Origin of the sequence: Leclercia sp. UBA5076 (genome assembly GCF_002416465.1) — a bacterium.
Taxonomy (GTDB): Bacteria; Pseudomonadota; Gammaproteobacteria; order Enterobacterales; family Enterobacteriaceae; genus Enterobacter.
Genome location: NZ_DIAO01000002.1, coordinates 55,438 through 69,711, shown reverse-complemented (window position 1 = coordinate 69,711; position 14,274 = coordinate 55,438). Strand labels below are relative to the sequence as shown.

The 14,274-nt window shown below is 60.5% G+C and carries 13 protein-coding genes and 1 riboswitch; of the genes, 9 read left to right on the top strand and 4 right to left on the bottom strand.

The genetic code is table 11. The features are described from left to right. Positions 1–104 precede the first annotated feature (104 nt). The gene (locus tag B3X29_RS01530) at positions 105–1,043 is read right to left on the bottom strand and encodes a GlxA family transcriptional regulator (protein WP_159339323.1); all 939 of its coding nucleotides are present in this window, start codon (positions 1,041–1,043) and stop codon (positions 105–107) included. A 61-nt stretch (positions 1,044–1,104) separates the two neighbouring features. On the opposite strand from B3X29_RS01530, the gene B3X29_RS01525 reads away from it, so the two are divergent. Next, positions 1,105–1,248, top strand: a complete 144-nt coding sequence (locus tag B3X29_RS01525; RefSeq protein WP_139156337.1) for a DUF1471 domain-containing protein — start codon at positions 1,105–1,107, stop codon at positions 1,246–1,248. Positions 1,249–1,283: 35 nt separating this feature from the next. On the opposite strand, the gene B3X29_RS01520 is transcribed toward B3X29_RS01525, so the two are convergent. From B3X29_RS01520 to B3X29_RS01510, 3 genes are all read right to left on the bottom strand, one after another. Next, positions 1,284–2,246 (bottom strand): LysR family transcriptional regulator, encoded by a 963-nt coding sequence (locus B3X29_RS01520; protein WP_103179464.1) that lies wholly within the window; start codon positions 2,244–2,246, stop codon positions 1,284–1,286. Positions 2,247–2,277: 31 nt separating this feature from the next. After that, positions 2,278–2,403: a hypothetical protein gene (locus tag B3X29_RS01515; protein WP_268893163.1), complete on the bottom strand. Its 126-nt coding sequence runs from the start codon at positions 2,401–2,403 to the stop codon at positions 2,278–2,280. A gap of 414 nt (positions 2,404–2,817) precedes the next feature. Next, the gene (locus B3X29_RS01510) at positions 2,818–3,354 is read right to left on the bottom strand and encodes a carboxymuconolactone decarboxylase family protein (RefSeq protein ID WP_103179466.1); all 537 of its coding nucleotides are present in this window, start codon (positions 3,352–3,354) and stop codon (positions 2,818–2,820) included. 396 nt (positions 3,355–3,750) lie between these two features. Here B3X29_RS01510 and B3X29_RS01505 point away from each other — a divergent pair, with 396 nt between their 5' ends. The 8 genes from B3X29_RS01505 (at position 3,751) to atzF (ending at position 14,264) form a co-directional block, all read left to right on the top strand. Continuing rightward, positions 3,751–4,332 (top strand): DUF4142 domain-containing protein, encoded by a 582-nt coding sequence (locus B3X29_RS01505; protein ID WP_103179467.1) that lies wholly within the window; start codon positions 3,751–3,753, stop codon positions 4,330–4,332. A 203-nt stretch (positions 4,333–4,535) separates the two neighbouring features. Then, a riboswitch (guanidine-I (ykkC/yxkD leader) is annotated at positions 4,536–4,634 on the top strand. Positions 4,635–4,690: 56 nt separating this feature from the next. Beyond that, positions 4,691–5,749 carry a putative urea ABC transporter substrate-binding protein gene (locus B3X29_RS01500; RefSeq protein WP_159338971.1) on the top strand — a complete coding sequence of 353 codons (1,059 nt, stop codon included), beginning with the start codon at positions 4,691–4,693 and terminating at the stop codon, positions 5,747–5,749. A gap of 17 nt (positions 5,750–5,766) precedes the next feature. Next, positions 5,767–6,582, top strand: a complete 816-nt coding sequence (locus B3X29_RS01495; RefSeq protein ID WP_103179469.1) for an ABC transporter permease — start codon at positions 5,767–5,769, stop codon at positions 6,580–6,582. Next, positions 6,579–7,355, top strand: coding sequence for an ABC transporter ATP-binding protein (locus tag B3X29_RS01490; RefSeq protein ID WP_156654439.1), 777 nt, complete (start codon positions 6,579–6,581; stop codon positions 7,353–7,355). Before B3X29_RS01495 ends, B3X29_RS01490 begins: the two co-directional genes overlap by 4 nt. A 4-nt stretch (positions 7,356–7,359) precedes the next feature. Further along, the gene (locus tag B3X29_RS01485) at positions 7,360–8,070 is read left to right on the top strand and encodes an urea amidolyase associated protein UAAP1 (protein WP_156654440.1); all 711 of its coding nucleotides are present in this window, start codon (positions 7,360–7,362) and stop codon (positions 8,068–8,070) included. A gap of 8 nt (positions 8,071–8,078) precedes the next feature. Next, positions 8,079–8,714 carry an urea amidolyase associated protein UAAP2 gene (locus tag B3X29_RS01480; RefSeq protein ID WP_156654441.1) on the top strand — a complete coding sequence of 212 codons (636 nt, stop codon included), beginning with the start codon at positions 8,079–8,081 and terminating at the stop codon, positions 8,712–8,714. Between the two features lie 151 nt (positions 8,715–8,865). Further along, the gene (gene uca, locus B3X29_RS01475) at positions 8,866–12,468 is read left to right on the top strand and encodes an urea carboxylase (RefSeq protein ID WP_159338969.1); all 3,603 of its coding nucleotides are present in this window, start codon (positions 8,866–8,868) and stop codon (positions 12,466–12,468) included. Then, positions 12,465–14,264, top strand: coding sequence for an allophanate hydrolase (gene atzF, locus B3X29_RS01470; protein WP_159338966.1), 1,800 nt, complete (start codon positions 12,465–12,467; stop codon positions 14,262–14,264). Before uca ends, atzF begins: the two co-directional genes overlap by 4 nt. The last annotated feature ends 10 nt before the right edge of the window (positions 14,265–14,274 follow it).

Sequence of the window (14,274 nt, the reverse complement as noted above, 5' to 3'; positions counted from 1 at the left end):
GGTGCCGGCGCGGCTGACGAGAAAGGTCGTGATTTCGGACATCATGATGGCCGGATGCCGGTCATCATGAGTCAGGAGGGTGAGGAGCCAGAAAAAGAGGAGGGTCAGGCTTTGCCGGTGCGCAGCGACTGGGGGGGAATGCCGTAACCCCGGATAAAGACCTCGCGCATATGACGGCGATCGCGGAAGCCGGATTCACGGGCAATGACCTCCATCGACAGCTTGCTCTGCTCGATCAGCAGCCGGGCATTTTCCAGCCGCAGTCCTTCAATCGCTTTGGCTGGCGATTTTCCCGTTTCAGTGCGGAACAGGCGGCTGAGCTGCCGCGCGCTGACGTGGACCGCATCCGCAATGCTCTCGATGGTCAGGGGTTTGCTGAGGTTGTTGCGCGCATACTCCAGGGCTGACTGCAGGCGGTCGCTGCGGGGAGCGAGCATCAGCATCTCAGAGTGCTGCGTCTGCCCGCCGGAGCGACGGTGGTGCATCACCAGCAGATGGGCCACGGAGCGGGCCACTTCGGCACCGAGATCTTTCTCAACCATGCCCAGCGCCATATCCAGCCCGGCGGTAAGCCCCGCTGATGTCCAGATTGCGTCGTCAATAATAAAGATGCGATCTTCTTCTACCCGGGTGGTGGGATGCAGGGACTTGAGACTCTGCGCATGCATCCAGTGGGTAGTGGCGCGACGGTCAGATAACAGGCCCGCCTGACCCAGCACGAATGCCCCGGTACAGATCCCTGCCACCCGACGCGCCCGGGGCGCGTGCGTCTGCAGAAAATCAACAATGCCCTGCGATGCGGGCAGCTCCAGGGGCGTCAACACGCCCGCCACCAGCCAGGTATCGATCTCCATATTTGCAGCAACAGGCTGGCTGTCAACGCCGAAGCCGTAAGAGGTTTTCACAGAACCGCCGCGCTCTGAATAAACGTTACAGTCATAAAAAGGTTCGCCAGCCACCTGATTCGCAAACTCAAAGATACTCAGCGTGGACAACCCCAGAACCTGAAAATGATCGGAAATCAGTAAGCCTACCCGGTGCATCATTGTCTCCTGATACTTCTTTGACCAATACGCATCTGCGGTCAGTCTGGACGAAACCAGGATGAACACAGACGTTGACTGCGTGTTTCTGGATGATGCGGAAGCACACATTGCCCGCCAGGCACAGCAGGCGGGGGCAGAATATAAAATCACCGCAAGCGCTAGCGGCAATCAGGTTGATATGACCGCAACGCTGTCAAAATAAGCCCGGTAAGGCCATTTCCCTGAAATGGCCTTTTATCAGGCGCTGTCCGCGGGTTGCGCATCCTGAGCACCTGGCAAAAAAGCAGGATGAGTGTGCATCAGCGCCGTGACAGCTTTGAGTTTTTCACGCAGCTGCGCATGTAGCTCGCGTATCGCAGGCGAGAACTGTTTACGGTGAGGGCAGATAAGGTTAAGTGGCACCCCCTCCCCAGGCTGTTCCGGCAGCAACACCTCAAGCCGGCCTGCCAGCACGTCTGCGCTAACATCGATCCATGATTTATAGGCAATACCCATTCCCGCCACGGCCCAGCGACGGGCAAGATCCGCATCGTCACACAGCATCCGGCTGCTCACCGTCAGCTGGCGTCTGCCGCCCTTTTCCGGGAAGGTCCATTTGTCATAAACATGACCGTTCAGCGTATAAAGCAGACAGTGATGCAGAGCCAGCTCGTCGAGCTGTCGTGGGCGGCCCTTCTTATTCAGATAGGCGGGAGAGGCGACCAGTACACGCCGGTTATCTTCCGCCAGAGGCAAAGCAACGTAGCTGCTGTTTTCCAGAACCCCGTAGCGGATAGCCACGTCCACCGGATCGCGAAACACATCGCTGACGTTATCGGATATGAAGATACGCAGCGATACTCCGGGATGCTTCTCGCAGAACGCAGTGATTACGGGCAATAAAACGTTGCGCCCGAGATCTGAGGGGACGGAAATTTTTAGCTCACCCTGGATTTCATTTTCTCCGCTCTGAAGTCGCTCCGCGCCCGCTTGCAGAATATTCAGCATCTCCTGCGCATAGGGTAGCCAGGCTTCCCCTTCGGCGGTGAGACGCAGGCTGCGGGTTGAGCGGGCAAACAGCCGTTTATTCAGATCCCGCTCAAGGCGATTGACCGCCGCGCTGACCTGGCCGGGGAGAATATCGGCTTCGCGCGCGGCGCTGGAAAAACTGCCCAGCGCGGCGGAACGGACGAACAAGGTCACATCTTCAAGACGTATCATGCAGGCTCCAGAGTACGAAAGGCTTTCTGTTTCACGCTGACAGCGGGCTTATCGTTAGCGGGCAGGCTTCAGCCAGGGTAGACCAGATAATGTCAGCCATCACGTCGCGATTCTCTCCGGCGTCCTCTTCAGGAATGTTCAGCCCTGGCTGTGCCACAACTGCGCTGCGGAAGTTGCGCACAAGGGTCAGCGCTTCGACAGGCTCGCGGCAAGCGTTAACCAGAAAACAGCCGTCAAAGGCGGGGGTTGTTCAAGGGCGCAGCCAGAAGGAAGGCCTCAATGTTGTCCCAGCCATGCGGTTGTTTTTGCAGCAAAAACCAATCGTTTTAATATGCGTTCTGCGCGTCAAAAAAGCCAGACTGCGGAAAATAAAAAAAACCGATCGGTTTAAAATTCCTTGCTTGTTGAGCAAGGCCGCGCCGGGCCTGGCAAAACCTGTTGCAGGGGGCGCACCTGCCACATTTCGTTAACGAAAAAAAGGCCCGGCGCTTCACGCACCGGGCCCGTTAAAAAGTAAAAAATCAGGAGAGGCGTAGGGTTACGCTCTCCTGCGTCGCTGACGTTATGACCCTCAGCTCACTTTGGGAAAATCGACAACGGTGTCGTTCACGCGGTTCACCATATTGGTAAACAGGATGGCGCTAACGGCACCGATAGTTTCCACGACCTGCTGGTCGCTGAACCCCGCCTGACGGAAGGTCTCGACATGCTCAGCCGCCACGGTACCGCGGGATGAAACCAGGTACTGAACGAACTTCACCAGCGCATCAATGTGCGCATCCTCGCTGAAGCGGGCTTCACGTAATTCACGCGTCTGATCGTCAGTGTATCCGGCCTTTTTTGCCATCAGCGTATGTGCCGCCAGGCAGTAGTCACAGCCAGACTCTTCGCTTACCGCAAGGTTAATGGCTTCCAGTTCGCGCGCACTGAGACTCCCCTTATGCAGTGCGGCGTTCAGTTGCAACATCTGGCCCAGTATTTCCGGGGATTGCGTGCCAATGGTCAGATAGGCGTTCGGCACTTTACCCATGCTGCCTTTGATGGCGCTGAACAGCTGTGCGGTTTTACCGGTGGCTTCGCCTTCGGTGATGGTATGTAAGCGGCTCATCATTTGCTCCTGATTTTATTGCGGTAATTGTCAGGTGACAGAACGTAATGGTTTTGTCACGTCGGGTTCAGGAGCACAGTACTGCGCCAGAAGAAGAGGAAAAAGTGATCAGCCGAATTAAGACTTTCTCTCCAAGAGGTTAAATGGAGCTGATTACAGCGTCATAAGTATTACGTTGCACCTTATCGTACACCGTCAGTAAGGCCGGAAGTAGCTTGAGCCAGTAGCGTAATCGTTGCTATACACCCATAAACCCGGCTGCGGTAAATATTCCCATTAAATCAGGGGGAGGAGAATCATCCCCTATACTGACAACTGCGGTTATCATTTCCACAGGAGGCGACGCGCGGTTAATGACCTGACATCAATCTTACCTATGACCATCAGGAGAACTCTATGCAGAAACGTAATAACCTGAAAATGCTGCTGACCGCATCGGCAGTAGCCGCGATGTTCTGCACCGTCGGTGTGCAGGCCCAGTCGACAAGCGCCGCCCAGAGCAGCGCCACAAGCCAGACTGCAGCGGGCGAAAAGCTCAGCTCGGGTGACGAAAAAGCGTTGAAGGATATGGCCCAGGCCAATATCAATGAGGTTGCCGCCGCTAAAATCGCGCTGAGCAAGGCGCAAAGCAGCGACGTTAAAGCCTTCGCCCAGAAGATGGTCGACGACCACGGTAATGCCCTGACTAAAGTACAGGCGGTCGCCGAGAAAAAAGGGGTGACCCTGCCGACCGAGCCGGACGCGCAGCATAAGGCGATGGCGGATAAGCTGGAAAAAGCGAGCGGCGACGACTTTGACAAGATGTATATGGAAAATGCCGGCACCAGGGATCACAAGATGGTGCTCTCTAAGCTGCAAAGTGATGCCAAAAACATCAAGGATCCCGATGTGAAGGCCCTGGCCGACGAGCACACCCCGGTGGTGGAGCAGCACCTCAAGTCAGCCGAGCAAATGAAGATGGACTCAGACAAGAAATAAAACATGTAACCCGATTGTCCGGTGGGCGCGGGATTCCCCCGCCCACCATGGCACCATCGCGGTGCACCCTCCCTGTGCTCTCTCCCCAAATCGGTGAATCCTGACGCTGTTAAAACGTCAACCTCATGATAAACCTCATAAATAATTTCTGGCACATCCTTTGCTTTAAACAATGTGAAAGGGCAGTGCACCACACAATCTGAAAAATAGCTGGCTAGGGTTCCGGTTCACGTATGTGGATGACTGGTCCAAGAGCTGGCGACCTCTGAGAGGTTACACGGCGGGACAAAAGCCCGGGAGACAGCAGCACCCACGGTGTCGCGCTGCCCCCTAATTTTGTGCCACTCAGAGGTCAAGCATGAAGAAAACGCCATTACTCCGCACCCTCGTATTGACGCTGGCGATGCTGGTCAGTCTCCCCACCTTTGCCGCCGTCAAAAAAGAGTTCAACGTCTGCTGGACCATCTACGCCGGGTGGATGCCCTGGGGCACTATCAGCACCAGCAAAATCATCGATAAATGGTCCGATAAATACGGCATCAAGATCAACGTCGTACAGCTCAACGACTACATCGAGTCCATCAACCAGTACACCGCCGGCCAGTTTGACGGCTGCACCATGACCAACATGGACGCCCTGACCATTCCGGCGGCGGGCGGCGTGGACACCACGGCACTGATCCTCGGCAGCTACTCGGAAGGCAACGACGGCGTGGTGATGAAGGGCGAGGGCAAAACCCTTAATGACCTGAAAGGGATGAAAATCTACCTGCCGGAGCTCTCCGTTTCCCACTATCTGCTGGTGCGCGGGCTGGAGAAGGCCGGTCTGGCAGAGAAAGATGTCACCGTGGTCAACACCTCGGATGCGGATATCGTCTCCGCCTTCGGCACCGACAGCGTGCAGGCCGCCGTCGCCTGGAATCCGCAGCTCTCCGTTATTAGAGGCACGCCAAAAACCACCGAGGTGTTCAGCTCCTCCCAGGTGCCGGGTGAGCTGATTGACATGATGGTGGTTAACAGCGAAACCCTGAAGGATAATCCGGCGCTGGGCAAAGCCCTTACCGGGGCATGGTACGAAATGATGGGCCTGATGAAAGCCCAGGATGCCACTGCCCTTAATGCGATGGCGGCAGCGTCCGGCACCGATCTGACGGGCTATCAGGCGCAGCTGAAAACCACCCATCTGTTCTACACCCCGCAGGAGAACATGGCGTTTGTCACCTCACCGGAGCTGGCAAAAACCATGCAACGCGTGGCGGCCTTCTCCTTTGATAAAGGGCTGCTGGGTGAGGGGGCGCAGAGCGCCGACTTCATCGGCATGCGTTTTCCGGGTGACGTTACCCAGGGCGATGCGGGCAACGTAAAGCTGCGCTTTGATGACAGCTTCGTGAAAATGGCCGCCGCAGGCCAGCTGTGATGACGGACGGAGTCTCCATGCGACAGATTAATCGTCATCCCACCTCCGGCATGCGGCTGATGCTTGTGATGTTGCCGTTTGTCCTGCTGCTGGCGGCCTACTTTTTCGGCTCGGCGGTGCGGCTGGACGCTAACCCACACGACAAGCTGCTGCCCGGCCTGCAACAGATGCTGGATGCGATCTCCCGGATGGCCTTCACCCCGGACAAGCGCAGCGGCGAGTACCTGTTCTGGGTCGATACCCTGGTGAGCCTGGCCCGGCTGCTGGTGGGGCTGGCGATTGCGTCGCTTATTGGCCTCTGCATTGGCGTGACCGCCGGGGTCTTCCCCATGTGGCGCGCCTCGCTCTCGCCGCTGATGACGGTGCTGTCGATGATCCCGCCTCTGGCGATTTTGCCGGTGCTGTTTATCGTCTTCGGCCTGGATGAGCTGTCGAAAATCATGCTGATTGTGATCGGCATTACCCCGATGCTGGCCCGGGATCTGGAGCACCGCGCCTGTGAAATCCCCCCGGAAATTCTGATTAAAGCCCAGACGCTGGGGGCCAACAGCTGGACCCTGGTGCTGCGGGTGGTACTGCCGCAGCTGCTCTCGCGCCTGCTCACCTCCCTGCGCCTGCTGCTCGGTTCCGCGTGGTTATTCCTTATCTCAGCGGAGGCCATCTCTTCGACTGCCGGGCTGGGATACCGCATTTTCCTCGTGCGCCGCTATATGGCCATGGATGTGATTATCCCTTACGTCCTGTGGATCACGCTGCTGGCCTGGCTGATGGATCTGGCCCTGCGCCAGCTGCACAAGCGCTGTTTCCCGTGGGCAGAAGGAGGCAAAGCATGAGTTTTATCACCATCAACAATATCTGGCAGGAGTATGGCGACCACGTGGTGCTGGAGCGTCTGAATCTGCAGATCAAAGAGGGCGAGTTCTGCTCGATGGTCGGCGCGTCCGGCTGCGGGAAATCGACCTTTCTGCGCCTGCTCCTCGGCCAGGAAAAACCGAGCCGGGGCACTATCACCCTCGACGGTAAACGCCTGGTCGCCGAGCCGGACAGTCACCGGGGCGTGGTGTTCCAGCGTTACTCCGTCTTTCCGCACCTCAGCGTGCTTGATAATGTCGCCATCGGCCTCGAACTGCCGCAATCTCCGCTGCTCGGACGGCTGTTTGGTGCGAAAAAACGCGCTGCACGGGAACAGGCGGCAGAGATGCTGAAAAAAGTGGGGCTTGGTCATGCGCTGGATAAATATCCGGCGCAGCTCTCCGGCGGGATGCAACAGCGTCTTGCCATCGCTCAGGCCTTCATTATGCAGCCCCGGGTGTTGCTGCTGGATGAGCCCTTTGGCGCGCTCGATCCCGGCATACGCAAAGAGATGCATGCACTGCTGCTGCAGCTGTGGGGCGAAACCCGCATGACGGTCTTTATGGTCACCCACGATCTCTCCGAAGGTTTCAACCTCGGCACCCGTCTGCTGGTATTCGACAAAGTGCGCCTCGATCCGCAGGCCCCGAATGCCTACGGGGCGCGCATTACCTACGATATTCCGCTCAACGAAACACGGCTCTCAAGCCTGAGCGGAACGGCTCCCGACAACGTTTATGCCTTAAGGGGTTAACGCTATGACGACGACTTTACGTGAAGAGATCCTGCCGGGCGGCGGCCACCTCTCCTTTGTGCTTAAGCGCGGGCAGATCCTGCGCATGACCGACCCCGACGGCGGGGCGAACGTCAGCCTGATGATGCTCAACGCCCATGAGAAGAGCGAGCGCCTGAACCTGCCGGACACCCTGAAAGGCCAGCACACCGCGCGCCTGACCGCCGGGCACTGCTTCTACTCCGACATGGGCCGCGTGCTGGCGGGCATCATTGCCGATACCAGCGGCTGGCACGACCCGTTTGGCGGCGTACTCAATGCCGCCGAAGCCACCGAGAAATATGGCCAGGGGCGCTATCAGGAGCTGCGCAACGGCTTCTTCCGCAACGGCACCGATAACCTGCTGGTGGAGATGGGCAAATGGGATCTCAATCTCGAAGATCTGCTGATGGTGGTCAACTTCTTCAGCAAAGTGACGGTGGACGAACGGGGCCGGTTCAGCTTCCACAGCGGCCATTCACAGCCGGGCAGCTACGTGGAGCTGTTCGCCCCGATGGACACCCTGGTGGTGATGACCGCGCTGCAACATCCGATGGACCCGTCCAGAGAGTACGCCCCGCGTCCGGTGCAGCTGAGCTGGCGGCAGGCGGAAGATGAAGACGCGGCGATAAACGCGCTGCTGACGCGCCCTGAAAACGGCCGCGCCATCACCAATACCCAACTTTTCGCCCTGTAAGGAGCCTCATGATGACAGTCGCCAGCGAAAAAGATGTGCAACATGCCAGCTTCCGCCATGTGATCCCGGCGGGGGAGCCCTACCTGTTTGAAGTGAAAAAAGGCCAGACCCTGCGCCTGCTGGATCTGGAGGGCAACCAGGCGGTGGATACGCTGTTCTATAACGCCGATAACCCGCGGGAGCGCTACGATGCCCAGCGCACCCTGCGCCGGCAGAACAACGCGTATCTGACCACCGGGAGCGTACTCTACTCCAACCTCGGCAACCCGCTGCTGACCATCGTGGCGGATACCTGCGGACGGCACGACACCCTCGGCGGCGCCTGCGCCCAGGAGAGCAACACCGTGCGTTACGCCCTCGACAAGCGCCATATGCACAGCTGCCGGGATAACTTCCTCTGCGCCTGTCTGCACGATGGCCGCCTGCAAAAGCGCGATATCGGGGCCAACATCAACTTCTTTATGAACGTGCCGGTGACCCCCGAGGGCGGGCTGACCTTTGCCGATGGCATCTCCGCACCGGGTAAATATGTTGAGCTGAAGGCGGAGTGCAACGTCATCGTGCTGATCTCCAACTGCCCGCAGCTGAACAACCCCTGCAACGGCTGGAACCCGACCCCTGCGGAGGTACTGATATGGAACTGACGCCGACACGCTGGCAGCGCCTGCGCCAGACGATCTATCGCCTGTTTGAACTGCGTGCCGGACGGATCCTGCCGTAAACCTTTTTCCCCGTGGACGACCATGCGGTGAGCCAGTTTTCGGCGGGACGACCCGCCACCATTGAGTCTTTACTATGTTGACGAAACTCCTGATTGCCAACCGCGGGGCGATTGCCTGCCGCATTCTGCGCACGCTGCGCGCCATGAAGATCGGCGGCGTGGCGGTCTATTCCGAGGCGGATATCAGCAGCCTGCATATCCGCGAGGCCGACGAAGCCCTGAGCCTGGGCGATGGCCCGGCGGCGAATACCTATCTGGTGAGCGAAAAAATCATCGCGGCGGCGAAAGCGAGCGGTGCCCAGGCGATCCATCCGGGCTACGGTTTTCTCTCAGAGAACGCCGCCTTTGCCGAGGCCTGCGAAGCGGCGGGCATTGCTTTTGTCGGCCCTACGCCGGAGCAGCTGCGCCTCTTTGGCCTGAAACATACTGCCCGCGCCCTGGCGAAAGAACATGGTGTGCCGATGCTGGAAGGCACCGAACTGCTGGCGGATGTGAACGCGGCGCTGGAGGCGGCGGAGCAGGTCGGCTACCCGGTGATGCTGAAAAGCACCGCTGGCGGGGGCGGGATCGGGATGCGCGTCTGCTATACCGCAGCGGAACTTTTTGAGGCCTTCGACGCGGTGGTGCGGCTGGGGAAAAATAACTTCAGCGATGCGGGCGTCTTTATTGAGAAATACATTGAGCGGGCGCGTCATCTGGAAGTCCAGCTCTTCGGCGACGGCAGGGGGGAGGTGATCGCCCTCGGCGTGCGCGACTGCTCGGTGCAGCGGCGTAACCAGAAGGTGCTGGAGGAGACCCCGGCGCCCAACCTGCCGGAGGGCATGGCGGATGCGCTGTGTGAGGCGGCGATTAAGCTGGGCAAAGCGGTCAACTACCGCAGCGCGGGCACGGTGGAGTTCGTCTACGACAGCGACGCCGCCCGGTTCTACTTCCTTGAAGTGAATACCCGTTTGCAGGTGGAGCACGGCGTCACCGAGCAGGTGTGGGGTGTCGATCTGGTACGCTGGATGATTGAACTGGCGGCAGGCACCCTGCCTCCGCTGGCGGCTCTGCGTGATGGCCTGACTCCTGAAGGGCACGCCATCCAGGCGCGGGTTTATGCCGAAGATCCGGGCCGTCAGTTCCAGCCATCGCCCGGCCTGCTTACCGAAGTGGTTTTTCCGGAAGATAACCGCCGCACGCTGCGCATCGACAGCTGGGTGGAATCCGGCTGCGAGGTGCCGCCCTTTTTTGACCCGATGCTGGCAAAAATTATCGCCTGGCAGCCGACGCGTGACGCCGCCATTGAGGTCTTGCATGGGGCGCTGGGCGAGACCCGGCTGTATGGGGTGGAAACCAACCGCAGCTACCTGCAGCAAATTTTAACCTTCACGCCGTTCGCCAGCGGCGAGCCCTGGACCCGCTGCCTGGAAGGGCTGGACTATCACGCCGTCACGCTTGAGGTACTCAGCGCCGGGACGCAAACCACGGTGCAGGACTATCCGGGGCGTACCGGCTACTGGGCGGTAGGGGTACCGCCATCAGGACCGATGGACAGTCGCGCGCTGCGTCTTGGCAACCGGCTGCTCGGCAACGACGAAGGGGCCGCCGGGCTGGAGATCACCCTCAGCGGCCCGACGCTCAAGTTCAACTGCGATGCCCAGCTGGCGGTGACCGGGGCGGAGATCGCCCTTACCCTGGATGGCGAACCCCTTGAGACCAACCGGGTCTACCGGGTGCAGAGCGGTATGACCCTGCGGATGGGGGATATTCGCGGCGACGGCGTGCGCAGCTATCTCTGCCTGCGCAGCGGATTTAACGTGCCGGACTATCTCGGCAGCAAAAGCACCTTTACCCTGGGGCAGTTTGGCGGCCACGCCGGGCGCGCGCTGCGTACCGGTGACGTGCTGCACATTTCGCCCTTAACCGCCCCATGCCCGGCGCAGACGCTGCCCCCGGCGCTCTGCACCACGCTTGAGCCTGTGCGTACCCTGCGGGTGATCTACGGCCCGCACGGCGCGCCGGAGTATTTCACCCCGGCTTACATGACCACCTTCTTCGCCACCGACTGGGAAGTGCACTTCAACTCCAGCCGTACCGGGGTGCGCCTGATCGGGCCTAAGCCTGAGTGGGTGCGCGAGAGCGGCGGCGAGGCGGGACTGCATCCGTCGAACATCCACGACAACCCCTATGCTATCGGCGCGGTGGACTTTACCGGGGATATGCCGGTGATCCTCGGCCCGGATGGCCCAAGCCTGGGCGGGTTTGTCTGCCCGGTCACCATCATCGAAGCCGATCTGCACGCCATCGGGCAGCTGAAAGCGGGGGATAAGGTGCGCTTTGTTCCCGTGGATATCGCCACCGCCCGGCAGCTTGCCCAGGCGCAGGCGGCCCAGATCGCCAGCCTGCACCCGCTGGACGTGGCGTGGCAGCCCTCCGAACCCGCCTCGCCGGTGGTGCTGGAGCAGGGGCAGGCTGATAAACGGCTGGTGGCGCGGCTCTCCGGTGATACACACCTGCTGCTGGAGATTGGCGATCCGGAGCTGGATCTGGTCCTGCGTTTTCGGGCCCACGCCCTGATGCAGGCTCTGGAGGCGCAGGCGCTGGATGGGGTTATCGACCTGACGCCAGGCATCCGCTCCCTGCAAATTCACTACCAGCCGGAGGCGCTGAGCCTGGCGAGCCTGCTGGATACCGTGGCCGGGCTGTGGCAGGCGGTGTGCGAACAGGATGCGCTTGAAGTGCCGTCGCGCATCGTCTGGCTGCCGCTCTCCTGGGACGATCCGGCCTGTCAGAAAGCCATCGACAAATACATGACCACCGTGCGCCGGGATGCGCCCTGGTGTCCAAGTAACCTGGAGTTTATCCGCCGCATTAACGATCTGGCGAACGTCGATGAGGTCTACAAAACGGTATTCGACGCCAGCTATCTGGTGATGGGCCTGGGGGATGTCTATCTCGGCGCCCCGGTGGCGACCCCGCTCGATCCGCGTCATCGTCTGGTCACCACCAAGTACAACCCGGCCCGCACCTGGACGGCGGAAAACTCGGTGGGGATCGGCGGGGCCTATCTCTGTGTCTACGGCATGGAGGGGCCGGGCGGATATCAGTTTGTCGGGCGCACCTTGCAGATGTGGAGCCGCTATCACGCCGTAGAGGATTTCGGCGGCAAGCCCTGGCTGCTGCGCTTCTTTGACCAGATCCGCTTCTATCCGGTCTCTGCCGACGAGCTGCTCACTATTCGCCGCGATTTCCCGCTGGGGCGCTACCCGCTGCGCATTGAGCACACCAGCCTGAAGCTGGCGGAGTATCAGCAGTTTCTCGCCGACGAAGCGCAGGAAATTGACGCATTTCGCGCCCATCAGCAGGAAGCCTTTAACGCCGAGCGCGAGCGCTGGATTGCCAACGGCCAGGCGCATTTCGACAGCAGCGATCTGCTGGCGGATGAGGGCGATGATGCCCCGCTGCAGCCGGGTCAGGCGGGCATCGACAGCCCGGTCTCCGGCAACCTGTGGCAGGTGAGCGTGGAGGTGGGCAAAGCGGTCCGCGAGGGGGATGTGCTGGTGGTGCTGGAGTCGATGAAGATGGAGATCCCGCTCCTTGCCACCCAGGACGGAATTGTCAGTCAGGTGCGCGTCCAGCCGGGCTCCCCGGTACGGGCGGGTCAGTGTGTGGTGGTCCTGGAGAAAACAGCATGACACATCCATTTGATTTACGTCTCGATGTACTGACGCAGGCTTACCGCGAGGGCCGCCTCACTCCGCGGGAGGTGATTAACACCCTGCGCGAGCGGGCGCTGGCGCTAAACCCTGAGTTCAACACCTTTATCTATCTGCTCACCTCCGAGGAGCTGGAGCCGTATCTGGCGGCGCTTGAGGGCCACTCACCGCAGACGCTGCCCCTCTACGGCGTGCCCTTTGCCATTAAAGACAATATCGATCTGGCGGGCATCGTCACCACCGCTGCCTGCCCGGCGTTTGCATACCGGGCTGAGCAGGATGCCACTATCGTCGGCCAGCTGATCGCCCTGGGGGCAATCCCGCTGGGGAAAACCAACCTCGATCAGTTCGCTACCGGCTTAAACGGCACACGCTCGCCGTATGGCGCGTGTCGTAACAGTGTCAATGCGGATTATCCATCCGGGGGCTCCAGCGCGGGGTCGTCGCTGGCGGTGGCGCTGGGGCTGGCGAGTTTTGCTCTCGGCACCGACACGGCCGGGAGCGGGCGCGTGCCCGCCGCGCTGAATAATCTGGTCGGGCTTAAGGCCACCAAAGGGTTACTCTCCACCGCCGGGGTGGTGCCTGCCTGCCGCACCCTGGACTGCGTGACCTTCTTTACCGCCACGGCGGAAGAGGCCAGCCAGCTGCTGGCGCTGACGGCGGTGAAAGATCCGCGGGACGACTACAGCCGCGCCAATCCAGCCTGGAACGGCGCCCAGGCGTTTGGTCTGCCTGAGGCCGGGTTCCGCTTCGGCGTACCGGATCGGCTGGAGTTCCTTGGCTGCACCGAGAGCGAAGCGCTGTATCACGCCGCAAAAGCGCGGTTGATCGCCCTCGGTGGCGTGCCGGTGACCATCGACTTTTCGCCGTTTCTGGCGGCAGCGACGCTGCTCTATAACGGCCCGTGGGTGGCGGAGCGCTATCACGTGGCGGGGGCGCTGATTGCGCAGCAACCGAATGCAGTGCTGCCGGTGATCCGCGATGTGCTGAGCAAAGCGCCCGGTACCGATGCGGTCGCGGCCTTTGACGCCCAGTATCAGCTTCAGCATTTCAAACGCTTGTGCGATGAGGTCATGGCGACGCTTGACTGCGTGCTCACGTCCACCTATCCACGCCCGGTGACGCTGGCCGAGCTGGCGGAGGAGCCGGTAAAGCGCAATTCTGAGCTGGGGATTTATACCAACTTTATGAACCTGCTGGACTATGCCGCCGTGGCGGTGCCTGCCGGGTTCATGGCGAATGGCCTGCCCTCAGGCGTGACGCTGTTTGGCCGGGCCTTTACCGACCAGTATCTGCTGAGCCTTGCCGGGGCGTTACAACGTTACCAGAATCTGCTGTTACCCGGCGATCGTGCGTTACAGGCGACGGCACCCACGACCACGGCCAGCCACGATCGCCTGCCGGTGGTGGTTTGCGGGGCTCATCTGGACGGGCTGGCGCTGAATCACCAGCTGCGCCAGCGCGGGGCAACCTTACGTGAAACCACCCGCAGCGCACCGCACTATCGCCTTTTTGCCCTCGCCGACGGGAAACGGCCTGGCATGGTGCGCGACCGCGAACAGGGGGCAGCGATTGCCTTGGAAGTGTGGGATCTGCCCCATGCCGAGGTGGGATCGTTTCTGGCGGGCATCCCGGCTCCGCTGGGACTGGGGAAAGTAGAGCTGGAGGACGGGCGCTGGTTAACCGGGTTTATCTGTGAGGAGTACGGCTTGCAGGGGGCAGAGGATATTACCGCTTTCGGCGGCTGGAGAGCCTGGCTTACTCACCAGCAGTAAGCCAGGGGAG